Raw genomic sequence first — 1,063 nt, 5'->3', positions numbered from 1 at the left:
GGGCCCACTTTTTATCTGGAAAAGAGATTATAGCTATAGTATGAGCATGCTCAAGAGGGTGCCATGTATTATGGCCGAGGTGGATAGGTAATTAAAGAGTGCTGTGTAACTTATTTATACGAAGTGTCTTGAAGGAAAGGAGTTCGACAAAAAATACTTTTGAAAAAGGATTGAAAAAAATCACACCGAAAGCTGTAAACCCTATCAGGATGGGGCGCTAAACAGTCAGGTCTATTTTTTAAGGTTATTGTCCTTGTGAGCAAATTCCATTCTGGCAGTATATACACTTAGTAGCCATAAAAATAGAAGGTAAGAACCCTGATAATTTCCCCATACACCGGTAATCTTGTACAGTACTGGTTGTAGAGAGTGTGAATTATTTAAAACGTGCTCGAACGAGAAGTCATCTACAATCCATAAGTATATAAGAAGAGCCACAACGTCGCAGAATAACCCCAGAACTGCATCAGACAGGTATGTACTCAGGGAAGCAGATGATCTCGTTGATATGGGGTACAGCAAAGACAACACATAAGGAAGTAGAAGTATAAGAAAGGTTACGAAACCATCAACGAAGTACAGCTGGACGTACTCAAGGATACTGCTATTGCTAACTTCTCCATGTCTTATGTCGGTGGTGAATTTGGTGTTAGGTTCGCTTTTAAAGGTGGTTTGTAGGAAGCAGGGTAAGTTCAACTTACCCTGCTTCTATTAGATAGTTAGTATATGAGATCTAGAAGTAAGCTATTTTTAGGAAGCGTAATGATGTCCTTGGCTATAGTTATGGCAGGACAAGATGCTAAGGCTCATGATGATGTTAGTGCTTTGGGGTCTAGCGGTGCGGGATATTTCTATGTTGGTTTGGATTACAGTCCAGCGTTTAGCAAGATAAGAGATTTTAGTATAAGGGAGAGTAACGGAGAGACTAGGGCAGTATATCCATACTTAAAGGATGGTAAGAGTGTCAAACTTGAGTCTAACAAGTTTGACTGGAATACACCCGATCCTCGGATTGGGTTTAAGGACAACATGCTTGTAGCTATGGAAGGTAGTGTTGGTTATG

Annotated in this window: 1 protein-coding gene; it reads left to right on the top strand. The window is 40.3% G+C overall.

Translation table 11 applies throughout. From position 1 onward, the window contains the following. Positions 1-726 precede the first annotated feature (726 nt). Positions 727-1,063 (top strand): P44/Msp2 family outer membrane protein (locus tag KPX09_RS05380; protein WP_249549318.1); only part of this gene is annotated, 337 nt, incomplete at its 3' end.

The organism is Anaplasma phagocytophilum (assembly GCF_023476575.1).
Lineage (GTDB): Bacteria > Pseudomonadota > Alphaproteobacteria > Rickettsiales > Anaplasmataceae > Anaplasma > Anaplasma phagocytophilum_A.
This window is presented reverse-complemented; position numbering and strand designations above follow the sequence as displayed.